Origin of the sequence: Actinomadura sp. NBRC 104425 (assembly GCF_030269545.1) — a bacterium.
Classification (GTDB): domain Bacteria; phylum Actinomycetota; class Actinomycetes; order Streptosporangiales; family Streptosporangiaceae; genus Spirillospora; species Spirillospora keratinilytica.
The window spans coordinates 186818-207806 of record NZ_BSTN01000008.1 but is presented as its reverse complement, the minus strand read 5'-3'; the positions used below and the strand labels follow the sequence as shown (position 1 = coordinate 207806).

18 protein-coding genes and 3 tRNA genes are annotated in these 20989 nt (G+C 73.7%); 12 read left to right on the top strand and 9 right to left on the bottom strand.

Annotated features, from left to right (window positions below):
• The first annotated feature begins 3 nt into the window (after window positions 1-3).
• The 3 genes from QSK22_RS15390 (at window position 4) to QSK22_RS15380 (ending at window position 5153) form a co-directional block, all read left to right on the top strand.
• Window positions 4-816, top strand: coding sequence for a hypothetical protein (locus QSK22_RS15390; protein WP_285494837.1), 813 nt, complete (start codon window positions 4-6; stop codon window positions 814-816).
• A 342-nt stretch (window positions 817-1158) separates the two neighbouring features.
• Window positions 1159-3864: an ATP-binding protein gene (locus QSK22_RS15385; protein WP_285494836.1), complete on the top strand. Its 2706-nt coding sequence runs from the start codon at window positions 1159-1161 to the stop codon at window positions 3862-3864.
• Between the two features lie 257 nt (window positions 3865-4121).
• Window positions 4122-5153 (top strand): ParB/RepB/Spo0J family partition protein, encoded by a 1032-nt coding sequence (locus tag QSK22_RS15380; protein WP_285494835.1) that lies wholly within the window; start codon window positions 4122-4124, stop codon window positions 5151-5153.
• A gap of 19 nt (window positions 5154-5172) precedes the next feature.
• On the opposite strand, the gene QSK22_RS15375 is transcribed toward QSK22_RS15380, so the two are convergent.
• On the bottom strand, window positions 5173-5772 hold the full coding sequence (locus QSK22_RS15375) for a TetR/AcrR family transcriptional regulator (protein WP_285494834.1): 600 nt from the start codon (window positions 5770-5772) through the stop codon (window positions 5173-5175).
• 331 nt (window positions 5773-6103) lie between these two features.
• On the opposite strand from QSK22_RS15375, the gene QSK22_RS15370 reads away from it, so the two are divergent.
• A complete protein-coding gene (locus QSK22_RS15370; RefSeq protein WP_285494833.1) occupies window positions 6104-6304 on the top strand; it encodes an SDR family oxidoreductase in 201 nt (66 codons plus the stop codon).
• Window positions 6305-6496: 192 nt separating this feature from the next.
• A complete protein-coding gene (locus tag QSK22_RS15365; RefSeq protein WP_285494832.1) occupies window positions 6497-7246 on the top strand; it encodes an SDR family oxidoreductase in 750 nt (249 codons plus the stop codon).
• A 140-nt stretch (window positions 7247-7386) separates the two neighbouring features.
• Here QSK22_RS15365 and QSK22_RS15360 read toward each other — a convergent pair.
• The 5 genes from QSK22_RS15360 to QSK22_RS15340 all read right to left on the bottom strand — a co-directional run bounded on the left by QSK22_RS15360 (window position 7387) and on the right by QSK22_RS15340 (window position 9678).
• Window positions 7387-7461, bottom strand: a tRNA-Val gene (locus QSK22_RS15360).
• Between the two features lie 30 nt (window positions 7462-7491).
• A tRNA-Cys gene (locus QSK22_RS15355) sits at window positions 7492-7562 on the bottom strand.
• Between the two features lie 36 nt (window positions 7563-7598).
• Window positions 7599-7671 (bottom strand) — tRNA-Gly (locus QSK22_RS15350).
• 43 nt (window positions 7672-7714) lie between these two features.
• A complete protein-coding gene (locus tag QSK22_RS15345) occupies window positions 7715-8680 on the bottom strand; it encodes a CHAP domain-containing protein (RefSeq protein ID WP_285494831.1) in 966 nt (321 codons plus the stop codon).
• 194 nt (window positions 8681-8874) lie between these two features.
• The gene (locus tag QSK22_RS15340) at window positions 8875-9678 is read right to left on the bottom strand and encodes a universal stress protein (RefSeq protein ID WP_285494830.1); all 804 of its coding nucleotides are present in this window, start codon (window positions 9676-9678) and stop codon (window positions 8875-8877) included.
• Window positions 9679-9840: 162 nt separating this feature from the next.
• On the opposite strand from QSK22_RS15340, the gene QSK22_RS15335 reads away from it, so the two are divergent.
• The 3 genes from QSK22_RS15335 to QSK22_RS15325 all read left to right on the top strand — a co-directional run bounded on the left by QSK22_RS15335 (window position 9841) and on the right by QSK22_RS15325 (window position 12488).
• Window positions 9841-10416: a YceI family protein gene (locus QSK22_RS15335; protein WP_285494829.1), complete on the top strand. Its 576-nt coding sequence runs from the start codon at window positions 9841-9843 to the stop codon at window positions 10414-10416.
• Window positions 10417-10728: 312 nt separating this feature from the next.
• On the top strand, window positions 10729-11832 hold the full coding sequence (locus tag QSK22_RS15330) for an LLM class flavin-dependent oxidoreductase (protein WP_285494828.1): 1104 nt from the start codon (window positions 10729-10731) through the stop codon (window positions 11830-11832).
• Window positions 11829-12488, top strand: coding sequence for a CE1759 family FMN reductase (locus tag QSK22_RS15325; RefSeq protein ID WP_285494827.1), 660 nt, complete (start codon window positions 11829-11831; stop codon window positions 12486-12488). The genes QSK22_RS15330 and QSK22_RS15325 overlap by 4 nt, the downstream gene beginning before the upstream one ends.
• A 35-nt stretch (window positions 12489-12523) precedes the next feature.
• Here the strand turns inward: QSK22_RS15325 and QSK22_RS15320 are convergent, their stop codons facing one another.
• Together QSK22_RS15320 and QSK22_RS15315 are read right to left on the bottom strand one after the other, a co-directional pair.
• Window positions 12524-13027 carry a hypothetical protein gene (locus QSK22_RS15320; RefSeq protein WP_285494826.1) on the bottom strand — a complete coding sequence of 168 codons (504 nt, stop codon included), beginning with the start codon at window positions 13025-13027 and terminating at the stop codon, window positions 12524-12526.
• 351 nt (window positions 13028-13378) lie between these two features.
• Entirely contained in the window at window positions 13379-13555 is a 177-nt protein-coding gene (locus QSK22_RS15315) for a hypothetical protein (protein ID WP_285494825.1), read from the bottom strand.
• Between the two features lie 236 nt (window positions 13556-13791).
• Here QSK22_RS15315 and QSK22_RS15310 point away from each other — a divergent pair, with 236 nt between their 5' ends.
• A complete protein-coding gene (locus tag QSK22_RS15310) occupies window positions 13792-14559 on the top strand; it encodes a bestrophin-like domain (protein ID WP_285494824.1) in 768 nt (255 codons plus the stop codon).
• Window positions 14560-15451: 892 nt separating this feature from the next.
• Here QSK22_RS15310 and QSK22_RS15305 read toward each other — a convergent pair.
• Window positions 15452-15661, bottom strand: coding sequence for an HGxxPAAW family protein (locus QSK22_RS15305; RefSeq protein WP_285494823.1), 210 nt, complete (start codon window positions 15659-15661; stop codon window positions 15452-15454).
• A 206-nt stretch (window positions 15662-15867) separates the two neighbouring features.
• On the opposite strand from QSK22_RS15305, the gene QSK22_RS15300 reads away from it, so the two are divergent.
• Genes QSK22_RS15300 through meaB form a run of 3 tightly spaced genes read left to right on the top strand, consistent with a single transcriptional unit; the run spans window position 15868 to window position 20902 of the window.
• Window positions 15868-17691, top strand: a complete 1824-nt coding sequence (locus tag QSK22_RS15300) for a methylmalonyl-CoA mutase subunit beta (protein WP_285494822.1) — start codon at window positions 15868-15870, stop codon at window positions 17689-17691.
• Complete coding sequence (scpA, locus tag QSK22_RS15295; RefSeq protein ID WP_285494820.1) at window positions 17691-19901, top strand: methylmalonyl-CoA mutase; 2211 nt, start codon at window positions 17691-17693, stop codon at window positions 19899-19901. Before QSK22_RS15300 ends, scpA begins: the two co-directional genes overlap by 1 nt.
• Window positions 19898-20902, top strand: a complete 1005-nt coding sequence (gene meaB, locus QSK22_RS15290) for a methylmalonyl Co-A mutase-associated GTPase MeaB (RefSeq protein WP_502872312.1) — start codon at window positions 19898-19900, stop codon at window positions 20900-20902. Before scpA ends, meaB begins: the two co-directional genes overlap by 4 nt.
• Window positions 20903-20989: the final 87 nt, after the last annotated feature.

The following is a 20989-nucleotide window of genomic DNA, read 5'->3' as shown; positions in this document are numbered from 1 at the left end:
TCCTTGGGCACGGCGGAGGAGATCCGCGCCAATTCGTTGCCGTACGCGAATGCTGCCACACCGTATCCGTCAAGAGAAGTGACCGACATCATGGACGGCAATTCGAACGCCGGCCCGCACGCCCTTGCCGGGCCGCCGCGCCCGGTCGCCGGCTGTGACGGCGCGGCCGCACGGAGCACCCGCGCGGCCGCCGCCGTGAATTGCGTCACCCGGAAGATTCATGCGAACCGTCCGCGGACCCGCTGCTACTTACTCGGCGAGGGCGTCGCGCCGGACGTCCACCACCGCGGCAGAAGGAGTCCTGGAGTGCAGAGGCCTCGTATGCGAGTGCTGCCGGCCGTCGCGCTTGCGGCGGCACTGACCGTGTCCGCCTGCGGTGGCTCCTCGGAGAAGCCGGCCGCCGCCAAGTCCGCCAACCGCCAGGACCAGATGCTCGCCTATTCCCGCTGCATGCGCCAGAACGGCGTGCCGGATTTCCCCGATCCGGTGAACGGCCAGCTGCAGATTCCGCTGGACGGGGAAGGGGCGCTGGCGCTCGACAGCCCGCAGATGAAGGCCGCGCGGGAGGCGTGCAAAGGGCTGATGTCCGGGGTGGTCGACACAGAGAGGACGGTGAGCCCGGAGGACCAGCGGCGGGCGATGGAGTTCTCCCGCTGCATGCGTGAGAACGGCGTGCCCAACATGCCGGACCCGGGGCCGGACGGACGGCTCCAGATCAATCCGGACAAGGACGGGGTGGACATCACCTCGCCGCAGTTCCGGGCGGCGTCGCGCGCGTGCCGGAACCTGCGCCCCACAGAGTTCCCCTCGCCGTGATCCGACGTCTCCCGGCGGGTACGTCCCCCCGCGTCACCGGTGCCCGGTCCCCCGGCACCGGGCCCGCCGGGAGACCGCTGCGGCCGGCGCCGACGGATTGACCGGCACCCGCCGGCGAAATGTTCCGGCACGCCATTCATTGCCATGTCAACATGCCATGACTTAGTGTAGCCATCACCTTTACGGACCGAATCGGAAAAGCAACGTCCCTGGGATTCTGGCGCGATCCGGCCATGAGCACACGGGATTCGGCTGGGTAGCATGCCGTCGCATGGACTCTTCTCGGGGGAGTCGAGGGTCCTCGCATTCACCGCACCTGTAGGAGCGCCCAGGGGCACGGGGATGTTACGAGACCTTGTGGAACGCGACAACGAGTATTCGGTCCTGACCGGCATGGTGGACGCCTGCGCGTCCGGCGCCGGGGGAGTGATTTTGATCAGCGGTCCCGCGGCGAGCGGGAAGACCGCGTTGCTGCACCGCCTGGCCGCATATGCCGCCACCGTGGACGCGCAGGTGCTGAGCGCCGCCGCGGCGGCCGGCGAAAGTGAAATGCCGTTCGGCGTGTTCGAACAGCTACTGCTCGACGCGAATCTGTCCGCGCCGCCGAATCCCGCCGATCCGCGGCCGGCCGAGGACGATGTGAGAAGCATGCTTCCCGGACTGGTCCGCATTCTGCTGTCCCGGGCCAGAAAACAGCCGCTGGTGGTCATCGTCGACGATGTCCACCATGCCGACCGCGGCTCGTTGGACGGCGTTCTCTATCTGATCAGGCGACTGGAATCCAGCGGTGTCCTGGTGGTGCTCACCCAGAGCACCAGTTATCTCGGCGACCATCCCGGGCTGCGGGCCGAACTGCCGCACCGGCCGGATTTCCGGCTGCTGCGCCTGGCGATGCTCACCCCCTGCGGGGTGGCCAGGATGGCCGCGGCGGCGATCCCCGAGCGGCGGGCGCGTCCCGACGCGGCGGAGCTGTACCGGCTCAGCGGCGGCAACCCGCTGCTCGTCCGGGCGCTCCTGGACGAGGCGCTGGACGGCCGGACCCGCGGTGCGGCCGGGGACGCCTACCGCCAGGCGGTGACCGTGTGCCTGCACCGGTGCGACCCCGCGCTGCGGCGGACCGCCGAGGCCGTGGCGGTGCTCGGCGGGCGGGCGGGGCGCGCCGAGGTCGCCGAGGTCCTCGGGATCACCCCCGAGGCGGCCGACTCGCGGCTCGCGGGCCTGGCGGAGATGGGCCTGGTCGGCCCCGGAGGGCTGCGGCACCCGGCGGCCCGCGAGGCGGTGCTGCGCGGCCTGGACCCGGACCGCCGCGTCCGGCTGGAGACCCGCGCCGTCTGCGTCCTGCACGAACGCGGCGCCCCCAGCACCGTGCTGGCCCCGCACCTGCTGGTGGCCGAGGACGTGGACGCCGCCTGGGCCGTGCCCGCGCTGCTGGAGGCGGCCGAACGGGCCCTCGCCACCGGCGACGCCGCCCTGGCCCTGGAGTACCTGCGCACGGCCCGGGACGCGGGCCCCGACCCGGTCACCGCCGACGCGATCAAGGCCGCGACGCTGCGGGCCTCCTGGCGGGCCGACCCGGGGTCGGTGTCCCGGCAGCTGCCCGAGCTCACCGCCGCCGCCCTGGCCGGGCGGCTGCCGCCGAGCGACGCCGTCGCGCTCACCGGCTACCTGCTCTGGTTCGGCCAGGTCGAGCAGGCGCTGGCCGTGCTCGACGTCGCGGAGCGGCGGCCGGCCGGCCGCCCCGGCCCGGTGCCGGCCGACATCGTCAGGCCGTGGGCGTCCTGCGGCTTCCCGGGACTGGCGCCGGACGGCCGGAGCGCCGCCGGGAACGTCTCGGACGACCGCCTGCCGCCGGGGGCCGGCGGCGCCCGACGCGCGGCCGCGCTGGCCCGCGCGGTGCTCGGCGGCGCCCCGGACGACGACGTCGCGGTCCGCGCGGAACGCATCCTGCAGAGCGCCCGGCTCCCGGACGGCGAGCTGATGGCGATCGTCACGGCACTGGTGTCGCTGGCGCTGGCCGACCGGCTGGACCGCGCGGCCTTCTGGTGCGACACGCTGGCGCGCACCGCCGCCGGCCACGGGGTGGCGATCTGGCAGGCGCTGATCACGGCGGTCGGCGCATACGTCGACATGAGGCGCGGCCGGACCGCCGAGGCGCAGGAGCGGGCGAGCGCCGCGCTCGCCCTCGTCCCGCCCGAGGGATGGGGCGTCGCCGTCGCGTTGCCCCTGGCCGTGCTGCTCTACACCGGCAGCGTCTCGGGACGCCCCGGCCAGGCCGCGCGGCACCTGGCCGTGCGGGTGCCGGACGCGGCGTTCGACACCCTCGCCGGGCTGCTCTACGTGTGGGCCCGCGGGCACCATCACGCCGCCGCCGGCCGCCCCTACGCCGCGCTCGACGACTTCCACGCCGTCGGCGACCTCATGACCCGGTGGGGGATCGACCTACCCGCGCTGGTGCCCTGGCGCACCGACGCCGCCCGCGTCCACCTGTCGCTCGGGAACCGGCGGCGCGCCCGCGATCTCGCCGAGGAGCAGCTGGCCCGGGTCGGCCCCGCGCCGACCGGGACGCGCGGCGCCACCCTGCGCGTGCTGGCCGCGGCGCTGTCCCCCCGGTGCCGCCTCGGCCCGCTGGAGGAGGCGGTGATGATCCTGGAGGAGCGCGGAGACCGCCTCGAATACGCCCGCGCCCTGGAGGACCTCGGCCGGGCCCGCCACGATCTCGGCGACGAGTCCGCCGGGCGCGGCCTGTCCCGCAGGGCCCGGCGCCTGATGCTCGAGATCGGCGCCGCCGGCGGCGGAGCCGCGGGCGCGCCGGCCGGCGCCGCGCCCGGCCCGCGGGATGGGGCGCGCAACCCCGCGGGCCTCAGCGACGCCGAGCTGAGGGTCGCGGCGCTGGCCGCCCGCGGGCACACCAACCGCCAGATCGCCGCCCGGCTCTACATCACCACCAGCACGGTGGAGCAGCACCTGACCAGGGTCTACCGCAAACTCGACGTGCGCCGCCGCTCCGAACTGCCGGCCAGGCTCGACTCGGCCGCGGGCGTCCCCTAGCCGGAAGGCGGCGGATAGGGGGACGGCATCGCCGGCCGCCGGACCGGCGATAGGGGGGTGTAGGGGTCCTCGCCCGGAGATCGCGGTGTTAGCTTCCGGTGTCCAGAGGGGTCATTTGTTCTTGCGGAAAGTCGGCCCGGGGGACAGGGGATTTCATGGTGAATGCAATTCGGTTGCCTCTCGGTGTGCCGCGAGGTGACTCACGCAATTTCTCGGAAACGTGGAAATCAAGCCGGTGGGGCACCGTCCGGCAGACGGTGGAGACGGTCGACCTGGACGCACTGGCGATGGACGACTCGCCGCGGTGCTCCGGAGTGGTCGCCGAGCACGTGGCGGCGCTGGCCGAGACACCGCATCCGCTGCCGCCCATCATCGTGCACCGGGCGACGATGCGGGTGGTCGACGGCAGGCACCGGCTGCTGGCCGCCCGGATGCGCGGCCGGTCCACGATCGACGTCCGGTTCTACGAGGGGGACGAGGCCGATGCGTTCGTGCTGGCCGTCAAGTCGAACATCGCGCACGGCCTGCCGCTGACGGCGGCGGACCGCAAACGCGCGGCCGCCCGGGTCATCGCCTCGCACCCCCAGTGGTCGGACCGGCTGATCGCGTCCGTCACCGGGCTCGCGCCCGCCACCGTCGCCGACATCCGCCGCAAGAGCGCCGCGGGGTCGGCGGAGCGGGTCCGGATCGGACGGGACGGACGGGTCCGGCCGGTCGACGCGACGGAGGGGCGGCGGCGGGCCGGCGAGCTCATCCTCGCCGACCCGAGCCTGTCGCTGCGGCAGATCGCCCGGGCGGCGGGCATCTCGCCGGAGACGGCGCGCGACGTCCGCAACCGGTTGCGGCGCGGCGAGGACCCGCTGCCCTCCCGGCGCCGCCGCAGGCGCACCGCCTCCGCCCGACCCGACGCCCCGAACCCGAAGCCTGCCGGCGCCGGCGGCGCGGAACCGGCCCGGTCCGAGGCCGCCGATCCCGCTCCGACCGCCGGGCGGGGTGCGCGGATCGACCACCTCCCGGTGCGGGACCGCCTCGTGGCGGTGGAGCGCCTCAGGGCGGATCCGGCGCTGCGGTTCAACGAGGCCGGGCGGGCGCTGCTGCGGCTCCTCGCGGTGCACACGATCAGCGCGGAGGAATGGAACAAGATCGTCGAAGACGTTCCGGCGCACTGCGCGAAGGGGGTGGCCCGAGCGGCCGCCGAGTGCGCCCGTGCGTGGTCGCAGTTCGCCGACCGGCTGGAAGGCACCGCCGACCGGCTGGAAGGCACCATGGCCCGGGGCCGGTCGGCCTGAGCGGAGGCGCGCTCGCGGATCAGGCGCGGAGCGAGTCGATCAGGGCGTCGACGGCGGCGAGCGCGGCGGCCGTGTCCAACCCGGTGCGGGAGATCAGGGAGAAACCCTGGACGGTGAACAGCAGCAGCTGCGCCTGGGCCTCGGGGGCGGCGTCCTTGGTGACCTCGCCCTCGGCCTGGGCGCGCCGCAGGGCGTCGGCGACGATCCGGATGAAGCGGGTGTGGGCGCGGGTCACGATCTCGCGGGCCTCGGCGTCGTGGGGGACGAGTTCGGCGGTGGTGTTGCCGATCATGCACCCCTGCGGAACGCCGACGTCTGAGGCGTACTCCTTCACCCGGGCCGGGGTGGCGAGCACCTCGCGCAGCGCCGGCAGGACCGGCCCGCTCTCCAACGCCGCGGCCAGTCGGCGCTCGTAGGTGTCCCAGTACAACCGGACCGCAGCCAGGTAGAAGCTCCGCTTGTCACCGAAGGCGCCGTACAGGCTCCCCCGCTCGAGGGCGAGCGCGTCGACGAGGTCCTGGACGGAGGTCGCCCCGTAGCCCCGGGACCAGAACAGCATGAGCGCGCGCTCCAGGGCCTGGTCCTTGTCGAATGCGCGGGGCCGCCCCGTCCGTGCCATGCCCCCAGGCTACCGACTTTTTGACCGCCTGCACAAAAGACCGTATGGTGAAGCCCGGGCAACTTCTTGAACGCTCGCACAGAAGTCGCGCGCATGGGCGCGACGACCCGCGGAGGGCAGGGCCACATGAACTTCACCGGCAGGACGGCGCTGGTCACCGGATCGGGCGCCTTCGGCGGGCTCGGGCACGCGACGGCGCGGACCCTCGCCGCCGGCGGGGCGCACGTGATCGTCACCGGCACCGACCCGGACCGCGGCGCCCGGGCCGCGGACGACGCGCGGAGCGCGACCGGCTCCGCCGGCACCGTGCGCTTCGTTCCCGCCGCCTGCCGTGGCGCCCGGCCCGATGACCTCCGCCGAGGCGATGGCGGCCATGGGGTCCGACCTCGGCGGCATGGGCCTGACGACCGCGCTGAAGCGCGCGGGCACCCCGGACGAGGTCGCCGAGGTGATCGCCTTCGTCGCCGGTGACCGGGCCGGCTACGTGACCGGTGCCGTCGTGGCCGCCGACGCAGGCCGGACCGCCATCTGACCGGAACGCGCCGGCCGCCGACACGGCAAAGGCCGTATGGCGTTCTCCGAGATGGCGGGGACGGCCCGTCATCGTTGCCAGAACCACTGTCACCACAACCACTGCCACTGCAACCACTGCCACTGCAACCACTGCCACTGCAACCACTGCCACTGCAACCGCGCGTCTCGGCGCGAGTGAGGAAAGACTCCAATGGGTCGTCTTGCAGGAAAGTACGCACTGATCACGGGCGGGACGGCGGGCATCGGGCTTGAGACCGCCCGCGAGTTCCTCGCCGAGGGAGCGACCGTCGCGATCACCGGCCGTTCGCAGGACCGGCTGGACCAGGCCGCCCGGCAGCTGGACGGCCCGCTGCTGCCCGTCCGCGGCGACGCCGGCGACGTGCCCGGCCAGGCGGAGCTCGCGGCGCGGCTGCGGCAGGAGTGGCCGCGGCTGGACATCCTGATGTGCAACGCCGCCGATGTCACCCACCTGCCCATCGAGGCATGGACCGAAGAGGCGTTCGACAAGCTCGTCGCCACCAACCTCAAGGCACCGTTCTTCCTGATCAAAGCCCTGCTGCCGCTCCTGTCGCAGCAGGCCTCGATCATCCTCGTCGGCTCGGTCTCCGCTTTCATCGGGCACGAGAACGCGGCGGTCTACGGCGCCGCCAAGGCGGGCCTGCTCTCCTTTGCCCGCGGCCTGACCTATGAGCTGAAGGACCGGGGTGTCCGGGTCAACGGACTGAGCCCGGGGCCGACCGTCACCGACACGTTCAAGCCGCTCGGCCCCGAGCGGCAGGCCGCCATCTACGAGGAACTCCGCCGGACGGTTCCCCTCCACCGCCTCGGCACCCCCACCGAGCTGGCGAAGGCAGCCGTCTATCTCGCCTCGGACGAGTCCGCGTACACCGCCGGCACCGTGCTGCGCGTTGACGGCGGCATCGGGGAGCTTGCGTACTGAGCCTGCATCGCGAGCCGCAAGAGACCGGCCGCGATGACACCGGTCGCGGCGCCGGCCGCATCGGGCGACTCCGCCGCCTGCTGCGGCCGGCGCGGGGCTCACTCACCATCGGCGACGGGAAGCAGGCCTGCGGTGATGCATGGTGGGCGATACTGGGATTGAACCAGTGACCTCTACCGTGTCAAGGTAGCGCTCTCCCACTGAGCTAATCGCCCGAGCCCGCGCCTACCTCGACACGGGGGTTGAGGTGGAGACGGGATTCGAACCCGTGTACACGGCTTTGCAGGCCGTTGCCTCGCCTCTCGGCCACTCCACCAGGGAGTTCAGCCCAGCCGCATACAGGGCCTCTCAGAGCGGACGACGGGATTCGAACCCGCGACCCTCACCTTGGCAAGGTGATGCTCTACCAACTGAGCCACGTCCGCCTGCCTTTCCGGGGGGCCTCCCCCCCGGGGCGCAGTGATTACTTTAGCGGAAACTCCGAGTGCTTGCGTACTCGTCGCCGCGGGACAGCTCGGCGTGCAGGGAGCTCCAGAAGGACAGCTCCTCGTCCTCGCGCAGGTGGGCGATGCGGCCCCAGAACTCGCGGTCCTCGGCCTCCTGGGCGGCGGCCGCCGACAGCGCGGGCATCACGGTGGTGCCGGCGTCGGCGGCGTCCAGGTCGGCGGGGGTGATGTCGGCCGGGAGGGCGACCGGGGCGGCCGGGCGGTGGTGCTTGCCGCGCTTGCGCAGCCGCACGGGGGGCGACGAGGGCGCCTTGGCGGCCGCGGTGCGTCCGGCGGCCAGGGCCAGGGTGCCGCACAGGACGAAGGCCAGGACGCCGCCGAGCACCGTCTCCTGAGCCGGGAGGTGGTGGTCGGAGGAGGACGGCTCCTGCTTGCGCGTCTCCGCGCCGGCCGTGGCGGGGGCGCCGTTGAGCTCCTCGACGGACGGCGGGGGAGCGGCGTGCTTGGGGGTGTACTTCTTGCCGACCTTCACCTTGCCGGGGAGGCCGAAGCCGACGACGGTGTCCATGCTGCGGACCTTGCGGGTGAGCTTGTAGCCGTCGGCGTTGGCCTCGATGGTGTGGAGGGTCTTGCCGTCCACCTTCTCCACCAGGCCCACGTGGTCGATCTGGTCGATGTCCTTCGAGCCGCTCCAGTCGAAGAACACCAGGGCGCCGGGTTCGGGCTCGGTGGTCCAGGCGTCGTGCTTGCGGAACCACTTGGCGTGCTGGACGGTGGCGGCGAACTGCCCCGCCTGCTCGGTGACGCCGGCCTTGTCCGCTGCCCAGGCCAGGAACATGTCGCACCAGGGCGCGGTCTTGAAGTAGGCGTCGCCGTCCTCGACGTTCTCGGCGTACCAGTCGCCGTACTTGGTGTAGCCGTCGCCCTTCTCGGTGTATCCGAGCTCGTCCCTGGCGATCTCGAGCAGCTTCTTGCCGATGGGGTCCATGACGCTCCCTGTGCCGCCGGTCTGGCCGGCTGACGGGCCGGGACGCGCGCCCCCGACCCGGTCGACATCCAACACTGGGCTTCAAGGTCACGTGTTGGTCTCGATGGAATGTAGCGAAGGTAAAGAGGTATGGACAAGCGGCGGCGGAAAAACGGTTGATCCGGACTATGTGCCCCTGACCGGGCGGAGTCGGGTCACGTGTAGCCCCTCGGGAGCACCGCCACGGGGCACGGTGCGGCGCGCAGCACCTTCAGCGCGTTCTCGCCGAGGAAGACGCGGTGGGCCGCGGCGTCCTCGCTGCTGGCGCAGACCAGCAGCTCGGCGCGGCTCCAGCCGGCGTCGTGCAGGGCGTCGGCGATGTCGTCCCCCTCGCCCAGCTCGGCCTCGACCGCCTCGGCGGCCAGGCCGGAGGAGCCGCGCGCCAGCCGGATCGCCAGGGCCAGGTCGTCGCGGAGCCGCTCGGCCTCGTCGCCGTCCACGGCGAGGGTGAGCAGCCGCAGCGGGATGCCGAGGGCGGCGGCGACCTGGGCGGCCCGGACGACCGCCTCGTCGCACTGGGGGCGGCGGACGTAGGCGACGGTGATGCGGTCGAGTTCCTCGCGGCGCTCGTATCCGGCGGGGGCCAGCATCACCGCCTCCGTGGCCGAGTGCAGCAGGTGGTCGGCGGTGCTGCCGACCGCGATGCGGCCGCGCGCGCCCCCGGCGGGGGACCCGATGACGATGACGTCGGCGCCGGCCCTGCTGGCCAGGACCGACAGCCCCCGTGCCACGCCCCGGCTCTCGTGGGCGACGAACTCGGCGGGCTGGTCGTCCAGCAGCGCCGCGACCTGTTCCAGGAGCGCGTGGGCCTCGCCGGCGGCGGCGGGGCGGCCGGGCGGATGGACGGCGGCCACGGTGAGCCGTCCGCCGGTGCGCGCCACGACCTCGCGGGCCAGTTGCAAAGCCTCGCGGCCGCCGACGTCCGGGGTGAAGCCGGCCAGCACGTGTTCGCCGATCACACCCGGGTCATTCCCTCGAGCGGCGGCCGGTCACCGAAGCGGCGGTTTCACCCGGTCGCAGAGGGCGCTGAGCAGGGCATTCGCGGACCCGGGAGGGGGCGGGGCACCAAACTTGCGGTACATTCACGTGCTCCGACTGCTTTGTCGCCTTTAGGGGGGTTTGTGGCTCAAGCGACGGAAGCGCCGGACCTGGTCGCCGGAAGGTGGACCATCGATCCGGCGCACTCGGAGGTGACCTTCGCGGTCCGCCATCTCATGACCACCGTCCGCGGCAGCTTCGCCGAGTTCAGCGGCGAGATCCTGGTCCGCCGGGACCCGCTCGCCTCGACCGCCGTCGCCGAGATCGCGCTGGCGTCCGTGGACACCCGCAACGCCGAACGGGACGCGCACGTGCGGTCGGCCGACATCCTGGACGTCGAGACGTACCCGTCCATGACCTTCGTCAGCACCCATGCCGAGCGCGCGCAGGTCGGACGGCGGGCGCGCCTCCCGCGCTACCACGTCGACGGCGACCTGACCATCAGGGGCGTCACGCGGCCGGTGCGGCTGCTCACCGAGTACCACGGCGTGTCCAGCGACCCGTGGGGCGGCACCCGCGCCGGGTTCACCGCCACCACCTCCATCAGCCGCAGCGACTTCGGCATCGAGTTCAACATCCCGCTGCAGGGCGACAAGGTCGTCCTCGGCGACTCCATCGCCGTCGGGCTGGAGATCCAGGCCGTGCTCGCCGACGCCTGATCCGCCCCGGCCCGTGAGCGGCGCGCAGGACCGGCCGTGCGCGCCCCGTCCGGCTGCGTGCGATCTGCCTGCGATATCGAACACCGCTGCCGGGGCGACGGGCCGGGTGGACCGCCGTCCGGCGCGTCCACCCGGCCACCCCCTTCCAGCGTGGCGGCGACCTCCCCGGTCGGTCATGCCGCTCGCCCCCTGGTACGCGCCCGGGCGCCCCCCGGTTCAGCGGCCTGCCCGCCGCCCTACGGGATCATGAAAAGACCGCGCCGCGCGCGCGGTAAGATAGTTGAAAGTTCTATAAAGCTGAGAGGTCGGGGCATGCAGTTCGGGATCTTCAGCGTCGGCGACGTCACGCCCGACCCCACCAACGGCCGGACGCCGACAGAGCACGAGCGGATCAAGGCGATGGTGGCGATCGCCCTGAAGGCCGAGGAGGTCGGCCTGGACGTGTTCGCCACCGGCGAGCACCACAACCCGCCGTTCGTCCCGTCGTCCCCGACCACGATGCTCGGGTACATCGCCGCGCGCACGGAGCGGCTGATCCTGTCGACCGCCACCACGCTGATCACCACCAACGACCCGGTGAAGATCGCCGAGGACTACGCGATGCTCCAGCACCTGGCCGACGGCCGGGTCGACCTGATGCTGGGCCGCGGCAACACCGCGCCCGTGTACCCGTGGTTCGGCAAGGACATCCGCGACGGCATCTCGCTGGCGATCGAGAACTACCACCTGCTGCACCGGCTGTGGCGCGAGGACGTGGTCGACTGGGAGGGGCGCCACCGCACGCCGCTGCAGGGCTTCACCTCCACCCCGCGTCCGCTGGACGGGGTGCCGCCGTTCGTCTGGCACGGCTCCATCCGCAGCCCGGAGATCGCCGAGCAGGCCGCCTACTACGGCGACGGCTTCTTCGCCAACAACATCTTCTGGCCGAAAGAGCACTTCCAGCGGCTGATCGGCCTGTACCGGCGGCGCTACGAGCACTACGGGCACGGCAGCGCCGACCAGGCGATCGTCGGCCTGGGCGGCCAGGTGTTCATGCGCAAGAACTCCCAGGACGCCGTCCGCGAGTTCCGGCCGTACTTCGACAACGCCCCGGTGTACGGGCACGGGCCGTCGCTGGAGGACTTCATGGCCCAGACGCCGCTCACCGTCGGCAGCCCGCAGCAGGTGATCGACCGGACCATGAAGTTCCGCGAGTACTTCGGCGACTACCAGCGGCAGCTGTTCCTGATGGACCATGCGGGCCTGCCGCTCAAGACCGTCCTGGAGCAGCTGGACATCCTGGGGGAGGAGGTCGTCCCGGTGCTGCGCAAGGAGTTCGCCGCGCTGCGTCCCGCGCACGTCCCCGAGGCGCCCACGCACGCGTCCCTCGTCGCCGCGGCCCGCGCCAAGGCCGACGAGGCGGAGGCCGCGCGATGACGGCGCGTCCGGCCGGCGGGCGGACGGTCGCGGTGGTCTCGGCCGGGCTGGGGCAGCCGTCCTCGACGCGGCTGCTGGCGGACCGGCTCGCGGCCGCCGCGACCGCCGCCCTGCGCGACCTCGGCGCCGACACCGAAGTCGTCACGGTGGAGCTGCGCGACCACGCGCACCGGATGGTGGACGCCGCGCTCACCGGGTTCGCGGCGGGTGCGCTGCGCGACGCCGTGGAGACGGTGACCGGCGCCGACGGCCTGGTCGCGGTCACGCCCGTCTTCAACGCCTCCTACAGCGGCCTGTTCAAGATGTTCTTCGACCTGCTGGAGCGCGGTTCGCTGGAGGGCATGCCGGTGCTGATCGGCGCCACCGGCGGCACGGCGCGCCACTCGCTGGTGCTGGAGCACGCCGTCCGGCCGATGTTCGCCTACCTGCGGGCCGCGGTCGCGCCGACGGCCGTCTACGCCGCCTCGCAGGACTGGGGGTCCGGCGGGTCCGACGGCGCGGACGGGCTGACCGAGCGCGTCGCCCGGGCCGGGCGCGAACTGGCGTCGCTGGTCGCCGCGCGTCCGCCGGCGAGGGACCGCCGGGGCGCCGGGGACGCCGACCCGTACGAGGACCCGGTCCCGTTCGAGCGGCTGCTGGCCTCCGGTGGGCAGTGAACGCCCTTCCCGCCAACGCCCTTCCGGATAGGGGATCAGGAGCCGGGGCGGTACGGGACGATTCCGGCCGCGAGCGTTCCCTCGGCGGCGGCGCCGCGCAGCCGGTCCTCGAAGTCGCCCCGGCCGTCCGCGACGCCGATCGTCCCGGCGAGCACCATGAGGTAGCCCAGGACCGCGGCCCGCTCGGCCCACCCGGGCGGCGCAGCGACGTTTTCGGCACGGCAGAACGGCCGCCCGGGAGGGTCGAGCGGGGACCGGACGGTGAACGTGCCGTCGCGGTCGAGCGACGCGCTCCACTCGGGGGCCAGCGGCACGTGCAGGTCGGGCGCGTCCGTGGCGAGGCCGAGACCGCCCCGCAGGCACGCGGCGACCAGCGCGCCGGTCGGCTCCCGGCCGTGCGACCCGGCAGCGGGCGTGCGGTCGGGATCGTCCAGCAGCGCCAGCGGCACCGCCCCGTTCGGCGTGGGCAGCGCGCTCAGCAGCACGTCCAGCCGGAACCCCTCGGTGCCCCGGTGCCCCTCGCCGGGCGTTTCGTTCATCCCTTGCGCTCCGGTTTCGCCGCGTTGCGGGAACGCGACCGAGTTGAGAGGCAGCCGGGCCCGGGGCGGTGCAAGGGGAGTGGCTTTCCCTTGGGGCCCGGCGGCCTCGGTCCCTCTCGTCAGGGATCGCTGCGGGGCCGCGGCCGGGGGCGAGAGGCCGAAACCCCTGGGTGAGGAGAGGGACTATGACCATAACTCCGCAGGTCAGCGGCGTGAAGTGACCTGGTCCTTACAGTTGTTCCCTACTCTTGTCAGGATTCAGACGTGACTAATCGCCATTTGCGGACAAAGATCCATTGGGGGTGACGGGCCGCCGGGGCGCCCGTGCGGCTCGCGGGCCGGCGGCACGGCTCACTCGAAATCGTCCGGGCTGAACTCCTCCGGACGCTGCCCGCGCGGCTCGCCGGGAGAGCCCGCCATCTGCTTCGGCTCCGGCGTGTCGGCCGGCGTCGTCGTCTGCTTCTCCGCGGCGGTCGCCTCGCCGGTGGCGGCGGGCCCGGGTGCGCGGGCGTCCTCGCGTCCCCTCATGATCCGCTCCTGATCCCCCGCTTTTTTCGTGACACTCCGGTGTACCCGTTCGGGGACGGTCCATTCGCGCTGGTCATCACCCTCTGCGGCGCTCCTGTGACTCAAGGCGCACACATCCCTTTCCGTCGCGCCAGTCATTGACCGCGCTCCGACATCTCACCTTCCTCTACCGACAGTGATAGAAGTCACACGCAAGGTCATGAATCGGTTCGGGTGGTGCACGGTGGGAGACGGGGATGCTCTTCTATTTCGCGGCCGGGATATGCGCGATCGGCGTGGTGGTGATCGCGGCACTGCTGTTCCGGCGGCTGGACCGGCTCACCGACGACGCCCAGCCCGACGGCCCCACCGGCGGGCACACCGGGGCGATGCTGTCGGCGCTGTTCCTGCTGGCGTTCGCCATCGCCATCGTCGTGCCGTGGACCACCAGCGACGCCGCCCGCGCCAACACCTGCACCGAGAGCCAGGCGATCGCCGAGGCCTACTGGGCCGCCACCCGGCTGCCCGCCCCGGCCGCCGCGCGCGTCCAGACCGGGCTGCGCGAATACGTCGGCCTGGTGCGGGGCCGCGAGTGGCGGATGATGGCCGACGGGCGGCTCAGCCCGGAGGGCTGGCGGCGCCTGGAGGCCTTGCGGCGCGAGGTCATGACGCTGCCCGCCGCCGACGACCAGGCCGCCGACGACCGTGACGCCGTCGCCGACCGGCTCGAGGAGATCACCGCCGCGCGCCGCCTGCGCGCCATGGACGCCAAGGCCGCCCCGCCGCCGGGCCTGCTGGTCACCACGGTGGGCACCGGCATCGCCGTCGTGCTCTTCCCGTTCCTGGCCGGCGCCCGCCCGCGCGGCATGACCATCGTGCCGCTGGCGCTGATGGCGGCGATGCTCGGCCTGGGCGTCTACCTGACGTTCGACATCCAGCACGCCTTCACCGGCGGCCTGGCCGTGGGCCCCGACGCCTTCACCGACCTGCTGCCTGAACTGGACCGCATCCCGGGAGGCGGCTGACCGTGCGCGCCGCCGCGCTGCTGCTGGCCGGAGCCCTGGCGGCTCTGACGTGCACCGCCGACGCCCGCCCGGCCCGCACCGACGATCGCGCCGCCGTCCCGGCACGTCACCATGGCCGCTGGGCTCCGGCCCGCACCGCCGAGGCCGTGGTCGCCCTCCCCGCGGCGGCGCGGGTCCGGCATCCGCATCCGCCGCACGACCCGCCCGGCCTCGGCGTCTGCATCCAACTCGGCGGCCTGACCGTCCAGGCCGGGATCGGAGACTGGCCATGCCCGCCGCCTCCTGAGCCCCCGAAACCACCCAGGCCGCCGAAACCCCCCAGGCCGCCGAAGCCCGAGCCGCCGGAGCCCGAGCCGCCCGAACCACCTCCGCCGCCGACGCCCTCACCCACCCGGCGCCCGACACCCCCACCGACGGCGACACCGACGGCGACACCGACGGCGACACCGGCACCGACGGCGACACCGACGCCCGTCCCAAGGCGGCCGCGAGCATCATCACCGGCCACCCGACCGGCGTCCGCGACAACGCGGCCACCCCGCCCCGCGGCCGAGCCGCCCGCCGCGGCCGAGCGCCCGTCGCCGACCCCGACCCGGGCGACCCGCCGCGCCGTCCGCCGCGCGCAGCCGCCGCGGCGGAAACGGCCGCTGCCGACGCTGGTGGTCGTCGCGGTCCTGGCCGCCGCGATCGCCTCGGGCGCAGCCTTCGCCTTCGCCCGCTGACCGGCCGGCCACCGCTGCTCGGTCCGTTGCGGGTGACGCCGCGGGGCGTCGCCCGCAGGTACGGGAGCGCCCCCTCATGCGACCGCCCCCGCCCAGCCCGCGAGGCGGGAGGACGGGGGCGGCTCACGTGCCGGCCGGGGCCGGTCGGCGCAGTCCCGTTCGGCGGCCGGTCAGCGGCTGCGGTCGTCGACGACCACGTCGCTCATGATGTCCACGGCGAAGGCGATGATGCCGCCGAGCACCACGATGCCCGCGCCGACGAGGAACACGGGCCAGTTCGGCCCCATGGCGAGCGCGACCCCGCCGACGATGAAACCGATGAAGATCACCGCCACCGCGGCCCACGACTTCGGCCGTCCGGCGTGGCTCCCACTCGACATGCGTCTCTTCTCTCTCAGACCTTCGATCAGGGACGTACTACGACGCTGAACACTAGCAACGCCACGCCCGGAGCGTGCTCCGGGGTGCCTTTCCGCGGCGGCTCCGCGGCGTCCGGTTCCGCCGCGGACACGGCGCCTGCACCCGGAAACGCGCAGGACGCCCCCCGCGCGTTTCCGGGGGTAGGCGCTCGCTTACCATCCAGGGCATGACGGTGCCGCCTGAGGAACTGGAACTGGCCGCCGTCTTCCCCCCGGTCCAGCGGGACCGGTGGCGGGAGATGGTCCGAACGGTGCTGCGCAAGTCCGGCGCCGCCACCGACGAGACGCCCCTGAGCGAGGTCGAGGGCCTGCTCACCCGAGAGTCGTACGACGGCGTGCGCATCGCGCCCCTCTACACCAAGGACGACACCGTCCCGGGGCGCCCCGGGCTGGCGCCGTCCGTGCGCGACGTGCGGCCGGACGGCGAGGGCCTGGCGGGCTGGGACGTGCGGCAGCGGCACGCCCACCCGGACCCCGAGACGACCCGGCGGGCCGTCCTCGCCGACCTGGAGAACGGCGCCACCTCCGTATGGCTGGCGCTGGGCGGCCACGGAGTGCCCGTGGCGGCGCTGCCGGAGGTGCTCCGCGACGTCCACCTGCACCTGGCGCCCGTGGTCCTGGACGCCGGCGCGCAGACCGCCGAAGCCGCCGAGTCCTTCCTCGGGCTCGTGGCCGAACGCGGCCAGGCCGGCGAGGCGCTGGGCAACCTGGGCGCCGACCCGCTGGGGTTGACCGCCCGCACCGGCGTCGCGGCCCCCCTGGAACCCGCGGCGCAGCTGGCGGTGCGGTGCGCCCGCGAGTTCCCGCGCCTGCGGGCGATCACGGTCGACGCGACCGTCTACCACGACGCCGGGGGGAGCGACGCCGAGGAGCTGGGCGGCGCGATGGCCGCCGCCGTCGCCTACCTGCGGTCTCTCACCGACGCCGGACTGGACGTCGGCACCGCCTTCGGGCAGCTGGAGTTCCGCCTGGCCGTCACCGCCGACCAGTTCATGTCCATCGCCAAGCTGCGCGCCGCGCGCCGCCTGTGGACGAGGATCGCGCAGGTGTGCGGGGCGGAGGAGGCCGTGGCGCGGCTGCACGCGGTGACGTCCTCGCCGATGATGACCCGCCGCGACCCGTGGGTGAACATGCTGCGCACCACCGTCGCGGCGTTCGCGGCCGGGGTCGGGGGAGCGGACGCGGTCACCGTCCAGCCGTTCGACGCCCGCCTGGGGCTGCCCGACGACTTCTCCCGGCGCATCGCCCGCAACACCCAGACGCTGCTGCTGGAGGAGTCCAGCCTGGCGCGCGTCGTCGACCCCGCCGGGGGCTCCTGGTACGTCGAACGCCTCACCGAGGACCTGGCGCAGGCCGCCTGGGACTGGTTCACCCGGATCGAGAAGGCCGGGGGGCCGGCCGCCGCCCTGGAGTCGGGCATGGTGGCCGAGCGGCTCGCCGCCACCTGGGAGCGCCGCCGCCGCGACATCGCCCGCCGCAAGGCCCCCCTCACCGGTGTCAGCGAGTTCCCCAACCTGGACGAGGAGCTGCCCGAGCGTGACCCCGCGCCCATCCCCGACGCCCCGGGGGGCGGGCTGCCGGTCGTACGGTACGCCCAGGACTTCGAGGCCCTGCGCGACCGCGCCGACGCGCACGCCGAACGCACCGGGGCCCGCCCCAGGGTGTTCCTTGCGACGCTCGGCCCGGTCGCCGCGCACACCGCGCGCGCCACGTTCGCCGCCAACCTGTTCCAGGCCGGCGGGATCGAGACCGTCGCCGGGCCCCCGGAGGAGTTCGCCGCCAGCGGCACCACCGTGGCGTGCCTGTGCTCCAGCGACGCGCTGTACGAGGAGCGGGCCGCCGACGCCGCGCGGACGCTCAGGGACGCGGGCGCCTTGAAGGTGTGGCTCGCGGGTAAGGGTTCCTTTGACGGGGTGGATGCCAGGATCTTCGCCGGCTGCGACGCCGTGGACGTCCTGGAGACCACCCTCGGCGATCTGGGAGTGAACTGATGATCCCCGACTTCTCCGAGGTCGAGCTCGGCGCCCCCGTCCCCGCCGACGAGGCCGCCAAGCGGTGGCGGGCGGCGGCCGAGGCGACGGGGCAGGACCCCGACGCCCGGCCCTGGGAGACCCCCGAGGGCATCGCCGTCCGGCCGCTCTACACCGCCGACGACCTGGCCGACGTGGACTTCCTCGACACCTACCCCGGCATCGCCCCGTACCTGCGCGGCCCGTACCCCGCCATGTACGCCACCCAGCCGTGGACCATCCGCCAGTACGCGGGGTTCTCCACGGCCGAGGAGTCCAACGCCTTCTACCGCCGCAACCTGGCCGCCGGGCAGAAGGGCCTGTCGGTCGCGTTCGACCTGGCCACCCACCGCGGCTACGACTCCGACCACCCGCGCGTGCAGGGCGACGTCGGCATGGCGGGCGTGGCGATCGACTCCATCTACGACATGCGCCGGCTGTTCGACGGGATCCCCCTCGACCGGATGAGCGTGTCGATGACCATGAACGGCGCGGTGCTGCCGGTGATGGCGCTGTACATCGTCGCCGCCGAGGAGCAGGGGGTGCCGCCCGAGCGGCTCGCCGGGACCATCCAGAACGACATCCTCAAGGAGTTCATGGTCCGCAACACCTACATCTACCCGCCCGGGCCGTCGATGCGGATCATCTCCGACATCTTCGCCTACACCTCCCGGCGGATGCCGAAGTTCAACTCGATCTCGATCTCCGGCTACCACATCCAGGAGGCCGGGGCCACGGCCGACCTGGAGCTGGCCTACACCCTCGCCGACGGGATCGAGTACATCCGCGCCGGGCTGGACGCCGGGCTGGACATCGACGCGTTCGCGCCCCGCCTGTCGTTCTTCTGGGCGATCGGCATGAACTTCTTCATGGAGGTCGCCAAGCTGCGCGCCGCGCGGCTGCTGTGGGCGCGGCTCGTCCGGGACTTCGAGCCGTCCAACCCCAAGTCGCTGAGCCTGCGCACGCACTGCCAGACCTCCGGCTGGTCGCTGACCGCGCAGGACGTGTTCAACAACGTGGCGCGCACCTGCATCGAGGCGATGGCCGCCACCCAGGGCCACACCCAGTCGCTGCACACCAACGCCCTGGACGAGGCGCTGGCGCTGCCCACCGACTTCTCCGCCCGCATCGCCCGCAACACCCAGCTGCTGCTGCAGCAGGAGTCCGGCACCACCCGCACCATCGACCCGTGGGGCGGCAGCGCCTACGTCGAACGCCTCACCCGCGACCTGGCGCTGCGCGCCTGGGGCCACATCCGCGAGGTGGAGGCGGCCGGCGGCATGGCGCGGGCCATCGACGACGGGCTGCCCAAGCTGCGCATCGAGGAGGCCGCCGCCCGCACCCAGGCGCGCATCGACTCCGGCCGCCAGCCGGTCATCGGCGTCAACAAGTACCGCCCCGACGCCGACGAGCACATCGAGGTCCTCAAGGTCGACAACGCCGCGGTGCGCGCCCAGCAGATCGACAAGCTGCGGCGGCTGCGCGAGGAGCGGTCGGCCGAGGAGGTGGACGCCGCCCTGGCCGCCCTGACCCGCGCCGCCGAGGCCGCCGTGCGCGGCGACCGCGGCCCCGGCCTGGAGGGCAACCTGCTCGCCCTGGCCGTCGACGCCGCCCGCGCCAAGGCGACCGTGGGGGAGATCTCCGACGCGCTGGAGCGGGCGTTCGGCCGCCATGCCGCCAACATCCGTACCATTTCCGGCGTGTACCGGGAGGAGGCAGGCCGCGTGAGCGCCATCGAACGGGCCCGCGAGGCGACCGACGCGTTCGCCGCGGCCGAGGGCCGGCGGCCCCGCATCCTGGTCGCCAAGATGGGCCAGGACGGCCACGACCGCGGCCAGAAGGTGATCGCCACCGGCTTCGCCGACCTGGGCTTCGACGTCGACGTGGGCCCGCTGTTCCAGACCCCCGAGGAGGTCGCCCGCCAGGCCGTCGAGGCCGACGTGCACGTCGTCGGCGTCAACTCGCTGGCCGCCGGGCACCTGACGCTGGTGCCCGCGCTGCGCGAGGCGCTGGCCGACCTCGGCCGCGACGACATCATGATCGTCGTGGGCGGGGTCATCCCGCCGCAGGACTTCGACGAGCTGCGCGCCGCGGGCGCGTCGGCGATCTTCCCGCCCGGCACCGTGCTGGCCGAGGCCGCCCTCGACCTGCTCGAGCAGCTGTCGGCACGGCTGGGACACCGGGCGGCGTGAACGGCGACGGGAACCGGCGGCGAGGCCTGCCCGGGCTGGACGAGTACGTCACGGGCGTGCGCAAGGGGTCGCGGGCGTGGATCGCCCGCGCGATCACCCTCGTGGAGTCGACCCGCCCCGACCACCGCGACCTGGCGCAGCGGCTGCTGGTGGAGCTGACCCCGTTCGCCGGCGGCGCCCGCCGGGTCGGCATCACCGGCGTGCCCGGCGTCGGCAAGTCGACGTTCATCGACGCGCTCGGCACCAACCTCACCGGGGCCGGGCACAAGGTCGCCGTGCTGGCCGTCGACCCGTCGTCCACCCGCACGGGCGGCAGCATCCTCGGCGACAAGACGCGCATGCACCGGCTGGCCGCCGACCCGCAGGCGTTCATCCGCCCCTCGCCGACGGCGGGCACGCTCGGCGGCGTCGCCAAGGCCACCCGCGAGGCCATGGTGGTGATGGAGGCCGCCGGGTACGACGTGGTGCTCGTCGAGACGGTCGGGGTCGGGCAGTCCGAGACGACCGTTGCGGAGATGGTCGACTCGTTCCTGTTCCTCACCCTGGCCCGCACCGGCGACCAGCTGCAGGGCATCAAGAAGGGCGTCCTGGAGCTGGCCGACGTCATCGCCGTCAACAAGGCCGACGGCCCGCACGAGATGGAGGCGCGCAAGGCCGCCCGCGAGCTCGCCGGCGCCCTGCGGCTGCTGCGCAGCGACGAACGCGCCCGCGCCGTGCCCGTCCTGACGTGCAGCGCCCGTGAGAACCGCGGCCTGGACGAGATCTGGCGGCACCTGGTCGAGCACCAGGACCGCCTGGCGGCCTCCGGCGAACTGGAGGCCCGCCGGCGACGCCAGCAGGTCGGCTGGACGTGGGAGCTGGTGCACGACCGGCTGCTGACCGAACTGCGCGACCACCCCGCCGTCCGCGCCATCGCCCCCGAACTGGAACGCGAGGTGGCCGAGGGGCGGCTGACCCCTGCCCTGGCCGCCGAGCGCATCCTGTCCGCCTTCACCCGCTGACCGCGCGTCCTCCGCCTGGTCGCGGGGTGCCGTCTTCGCACGGCGCGCCCGGCGGAGGCGTCCTCGGTCGTCGAGGCCGTGCGGGGG